Source organism: Mycobacterium sp. TH-M103, from assembly GCF_057473785.1.
This window is the reverse complement of the sequence record NZ_JBYCLG010000138.1, coordinates 1-5,182: the sequence shown is the minus strand read 5'-3', so window position 1 is coordinate 5,182 and position 5,182 is coordinate 1. Positions and strand designations below refer to the sequence as shown.

General features: G+C 70.1%; 2 protein-coding genes and 5 pseudogenes. 3 read left to right on the top strand and 4 right to left on the bottom strand.

The features are described from left to right. Positions 1-158 (top strand): annotated as a pseudogene (locus AC2VOR_RS07770) (succinate dehydrogenase iron-sulfur subunit); the annotation flags it as partial. 4 nt (positions 159-162) lie between these two features. Here AC2VOR_RS07770 and AC2VOR_RS07765 read toward each other — a convergent pair. From AC2VOR_RS07765 to AC2VOR_RS07755, 3 genes and pseudogenes are all read right to left on the bottom strand, one after another. Then, positions 163-789, bottom strand: coding sequence for an NHL repeat-containing protein (locus AC2VOR_RS07765; protein WP_486963535.1), 627 nt, complete (start codon positions 787-789; stop codon positions 163-165). Positions 790-864: 75 nt separating this feature from the next. Continuing rightward, a pseudogene (locus AC2VOR_RS07760) lies at positions 865-1,215 on the bottom strand (hypothetical protein); the annotation flags it as partial. Between the two features lie 121 nt (positions 1,216-1,336). Continuing rightward, positions 1,337-2,674: pseudogene (locus AC2VOR_RS07755) on the bottom strand (serine/threonine-protein kinase); the annotation flags it as partial. Positions 2,675-2,800: 126 nt separating this feature from the next. On the opposite strand from AC2VOR_RS07755, the pseudogene AC2VOR_RS07750 reads away from it, so the two are divergent. After that, a pseudogene (locus AC2VOR_RS07750) lies at positions 2,801-3,442 on the top strand (carboxymuconolactone decarboxylase family protein); the annotation flags it as partial. Here the strand turns inward: AC2VOR_RS07750 and AC2VOR_RS07745 are convergent. Then, positions 3,372-4,325 (bottom strand): sigma-70 family RNA polymerase sigma factor, encoded by a 954-nt coding sequence (locus tag AC2VOR_RS07745; protein WP_486963534.1) that lies wholly within the window; start codon positions 4,323-4,325, stop codon positions 3,372-3,374. The pseudogene AC2VOR_RS07750 and the gene AC2VOR_RS07745 overlap by 71 nt on opposite strands. 32 nt (positions 4,326-4,357) lie before the next feature. Here AC2VOR_RS07745 and AC2VOR_RS07740 point away from each other — a divergent pair. Next, positions 4,358-5,182 (top strand): annotated as a pseudogene (locus AC2VOR_RS07740) (aminotransferase class III-fold pyridoxal phosphate-dependent enzyme); the annotation flags it as partial.

The following is a 5,182-nucleotide window of genomic DNA, read 5'->3' as shown; positions in this document are numbered from 1 at the left end:
GCGACGAGGCCACCGCCGAGCGCCTCGACATCCTCAACGAGGTCGACGGCGTGTGGCGCTGCCGCACCACGTTCAACTGCACCGAGGCCTGCCCGCGGGGCATCGAGGTCACCAAGGCGATTCAGGAAGTCAAGCGCGCGTTGATGTTCTCGCGCTGAGCGGCTAATCCTGACCGGGCGGGAGCGCCAGCACCCGGTTGTTGCCCGTGTCGACGACGTAGATGTTCCCGGCGGTGTCGAGGGCGATGCCCTGGGGATGGTTGAGTCCGTTGAACGGCAACGTCGTTGACGTGTGGGTGGCCTTGACGAACTTCGTGACGTGATTGTCGTGGCTGTCGGTCACGTACACGTTTCCGCCGGAGTCGACGGCCAGATTATCCGGATGTCCGACCACAAACGGCAGCACGGTCGGAACCGTCGCCGTCCGCGGCAGTTTCAGCACCCGCTCGTTGTCCCGGTCGATGACGAACAGGGCGCCGCCGCGACCCACCGTCACGGCCGAGGGACACGCCAAGCCACTGAGCGGCAGCTCCGTCTGCTCGCTCGACTGCGCGAGCAGCTCCACCACCCGGTTGTGCGCGCAGTCGCTGACAACGACGGCGCGATCGTTGCCGCGATCGCGCGAAGCGACCGCCACACCCGTGGGATCCCTGAGATCGGCGAACGGCAGCACGGTCGGGTTGGCCGACCCGGCTGTCAGCTCCAGCACCCGGTGCTGCGCGGGCTCGGTGACCTCCAAGTCACCCGCGTCGTCGACCGCGATATCGTCGGGACGCTCGAGACCGGCCAACGGCACCACCGTCTGGCCGGTCGAACCCGCGGCCAGTTCCAGCACCCGGTTGTTGCCACTGTCGGTGACGTAGACGTCGCCCTTGGCGTCGACCGCGACCTCCTCGGGATTGTCGAGGCCGGTGAACGGCAGCACCACCTGACCCCGTGGTTTCGCCGAATGGAACGGGAATTGGTCGGTGGCTCGCAAGAGTACGGCGCCCCCGACCACCGCGATCACCACCACCGCCGCGAGGGCCAGAACTTTGCCGCGGCCGGATCTTTTCCGCGGGACGCGTGCCGTGGGCGCGGTGTCCTGCTCCGAGAGTGCGGGGTCGGTGGCGGAGGCTGGCGGCGCGGCGTGGGTGGAGAAGTCGGTGAGGGCCGCGCGGGCGGCCACGGCCAGCTCGGGTGCCGACTGGTAGCGGTCGCCCGGGTCCTTCGCCATGCCCCGCGCGACCACGCGGTCGAACCCGGCGGGTATCGCCGGGTCGATGCTGCTGGGTTTGGGCGGTGCGTCCGTGCGATGGGCGGCGGCCAGGCCCTCCACCCCGCACGCTGAACGGCAACCGCCCGGTGAGGCACTCGTAGAGAACGCAGGCGAGCGAGTACACGTCGGCGCGAGCGTCGACGACCTTTCCGTCCTTGCCGGCGGCGAAGCGCTCCGGGGCCATGTACGCCGGGCTTCCCGGGGCGACGTTGGTGAGCGTCAAACGACCGGCGTCGGCCTCGTGGACGAGCCCGAAATCGATCAGGTACACGAAGTCCTCGCCGACCATCAGCAGGTTCGACGGCTTCACGTCGCGATGCACCAGCCCGGACTTGTGCGCCGCATCCAGCGCCGCCGCAACCTGTTCGACCACGCGCACGGCCTTCTGCGGACTCAACGCTCCCTCGCGTTTGAGCACCTTGTTCAGGTCGACGCCGTCGACGATCGGCATCACCATGTACACGCGCCCGTCGATCTCGCCGGTCTCGTAGATCGGGATGATGTTCGGGCTGGCCAGCCGGCCCGCCGCATACGCCTCGCGGCGGAACCGCTCCCGAAATCCCGCCTCGGCGGCCAGTTCCGGCTGCAGCAACTTGACGGCCACATCCCGGCCCAGCGCTGTGTCGTGGGCCCGGTACACCGCGCCCATGCTGCCCTGGCCGAGCTTGTCGAAGAGCCGGTAGCGGCCGAACTCGATTTCATTGATGGGGGCCGGTTCCGAGGTGTCGGCAGCGGGCGGGGCAGTCAGCGCGTTGTGCGCGGCGGCGGACAACTCGCGGGCCGTTTGGTAGCGGTCATCGGGGTCGTCGGCCATGCCGCGGGCGATCACCTCGTCGAACGCCGCCGGAATCGCCGGGTCGGCATCGGTGGGTTTGGGGGTGGGTTTTGGCGCAACACCTCCCGCAACGGCGGGCCGACCGGTCAGGCACTCGTAGAGGACGCAGGTCAAAGCGTAGAGGTCGGTGCGGGCGTCGACGGTCGCGCCGTCGGTCGGGGCGGCGCCGAAATCGGTCAGGTACACGAACGCGCCGCCCACCAACAGGTTCGCGGCCGTCACGTCGCCGTGGACCACCCCGGCCACGTGGGCCGCCTCCAGCGCGGACGCGACCTGCACGATCACCCGCGCCGCCACCATCGGGTGCAGTGGCCCGTCGCGGTTCAGCAGATCCTGCACGGTGATGCCGTCGGCGACGGCGGGCCGCACCAGATAGGGTCGCCCGTCGATCTCGCCGGCCTCATAGACCGGGAGGATGTTCGGGTCGCTGAGCCGGGCCGCGATGGCGACCTCGCGCTGGAACCTCTCCCGATGGCCGGCATCGGCGGCCGACTCCGGCGAGAGCACCTTGACGGCCACTTCGCGGCTCATCTTCGTGTCGTGGGCCCGGTACACCGTGCCGGTGGCGCCGGACCGCAGCACCGTCAGCAGCCGATAACGCCCGAAGACTTCGCCTTCCACCTCGTCCACCGCAAACCTCCTCTGTGCGCAACGAAGTGGTGCCTGGATGCTACATCGCCGCGCCCGCCCTCGCGGCGAGGCGGGGAGTCACACCTTCGCGGCCCGTCTCGTCTGAGGGGTATGACCGAGAAAACCCGCATCGAGCCCCTGCCCCCCGAGCGCGCCGGACTGCTGACCCGCGCCATGTACCGCTACGCCAAACGGCGATTCGGCCAGGTTCCCGAACCCTTCGCCGTCGCCGCGCACCACCGCGGTCTGCTGGTCGCAGGGGCAGTGCACGAGATGCTGGTGCAGCGGGCGTCGCAGGCGCTGCCCGCCGGCGCGCGCGAGCTGGCGGTGTTCTGGACGGCGCGCGCGATCGGCTGCTCCTGGTGCGTGGACTTCGGGTCCATGCTGCAGCGCCTGGACGGGCTGGACATCACCCGGCTCTCCGAGATCGACTCGTATGCAACGTCTTGCGCGTTCACCGACGATGAGCGCGCCGCCATCGCCTACGCCGACGCGATCACCACCGACCCGCACACCGTCACCGACGAGCAGTTCACCGACCTGCGGGCCCGGTTCGGCGACGCCGGCGTGATCGAGCTGACCTATCAGATCGGGCTGGAGAACATGCGGGCTCGGATGAACACCGCGTTGGGCATCACCGAGCAGGGCTTCAACTCCGGTGACGCCTGCCGGGTTCCGTGGGCCGGGCAGCACGGCGGGCCTGCAGCGGGGAGCCGGTGAACTTCTCGGGGTTGGCGACATCCCACAGGGCGCAGACCTTTCCGTCGCGCACCGTGACCGCCAGGATGCGCGGCGACAGCTCCCGGTGGCCGTCTCCGCCGGGGCTGCCGGCCGTGTAGACGCCCAGTTCGCCGTTGACCAGGGCCAGTTGGCTGGACGAGAAGAACGCCGGGCCGTAGCGGTGGGCCAGGCCGAAGACGAAGCGGGACACCTTGTCCGCGCCGATGATGACCTGAACCGCCGTGGGCGCCTTGCCATCCGAGTCGCCGGTGAAGGTGACGCCGGGGTGCAGCAGCGCCACCACCGCGTCCAGGTCGCCGGCGGCCATGGCGGCCATCAGCCGCCCGACCACGTCGTCGTGCGAGGGGTCGGGGTGCCCTGATATTGCGGCCGGCGCCGCGCTGACGGCCTTGCGGGCCCGCGACGCCAGCTGCCGGGCCGCCGGCTCGGTGGTCCCCAGCACCCCGGCCACCTCGGCGAAGGGCACCGCGAACCCGTCGTGCAAGACGAACGCGACCCGCTGGTCGGGGGACAGCCGCTCCAGCACGACCATCGCGGCGAACCGGGCGTCCTCGCCGGCCACCACCGCCGACAGCGGATCGGCCGCCTCGAGGCCGGTGACCACCGGTTCGGGCAGCCAGTTTCCGGTGTAGCTCTCGCGGCGGTGCGCGGCCGAGCGCAGCCGGTCCAGCCCGAGCCTGCTGACCACCGTCGTCAGCCAGGCCCGCAGGTCGGCGATCTGCCCGGCGTGCCCGTCCCAGCGCAGCCAGGCCTCCTGGACGATGTCCTCGGCGTCGGCGACGGTCCCAGTGAGCCGGTAGGCGACGGCCATGAGATGGGGCCGCAACGCCTCGAATTCCGCGACCCCCTGCACCGAGGTCATGGCCCGAGCCTAGCGTTAGGCTTGCATCCACGATGACTTCCAATCTCTGGCTGCATTTCGCCCGGCACGGCGCGGACATCGCGCATCCGGTCATCACCCGCGGCGAGGGCGTCACCATCTTCGACGACCGCGGCAAGAGCTACCTGGACGCGTTGTCCGGGCTGTTCGTCGTCCAGGTCGGCCACGGGCGCGCCGAACTCGCCGAGACCGCCGCCCGCCAGGCGCAGACGCTGGCGTTCTTCCCGCTCTGGGGATACGCGCACCCGGCCGCGATCGAGCTCGCCGAGCGCCTGGCGCACCACGCGCCCGGCGACCTGAACCGCGTGTTCTTCACCACCGGCGGCAGCGAGGCCGTCGAAACCGCGTGGAAACTGGCCAAGCAGTACTTCAAGCTCACCGGCAAACCCGGCAAGCACAAGGTCATTTCGCGCTCGATCGCCTACCACGGCACCACGCAGGGCGCGCTGGCGATCACCGGGCTGCCCTCCTACAAGGCGCCGTTCGAGCCGGTGACGCCGGGTGGGTTCCGCGTGCCCAACACGAACTTCTACCGCGCACCCGAACCGTTAGCCAACGATCCCAAAACCTTCGGGCGGTGGGCCGCCGACCGGATCGCCGAGGCGATCGAGTTCGAGGGCCCCGACACCGTCGCCGCGGTGTTCTTGGAACCGGTGCAGAACGCGGGCGGCGCGATCCCGGCTCCCCCGGGTTATTTCGAACGGGTGCGCGAGATCTGCGACGAATACGACGTGCTGCTGGTCTCCGACGAGGTGATCTGCGCGTTCGGCCGGATCGGGTCGATGTTCGCCTGTGACGACTTCGGCTACGTGCCCGACATGATCACCTGCGCCAAGGGC

Bases quoted from the DNA above. Each gene is read 5' to 3' on its own strand.
- AC2VOR_RS07745 (WP_486963534.1), bottom strand. From the start codon at position 4,325: ATGACCTCGGTGCAGGGGGTCGCGGAATTCGAGGCGTTGCGGCCCCAT.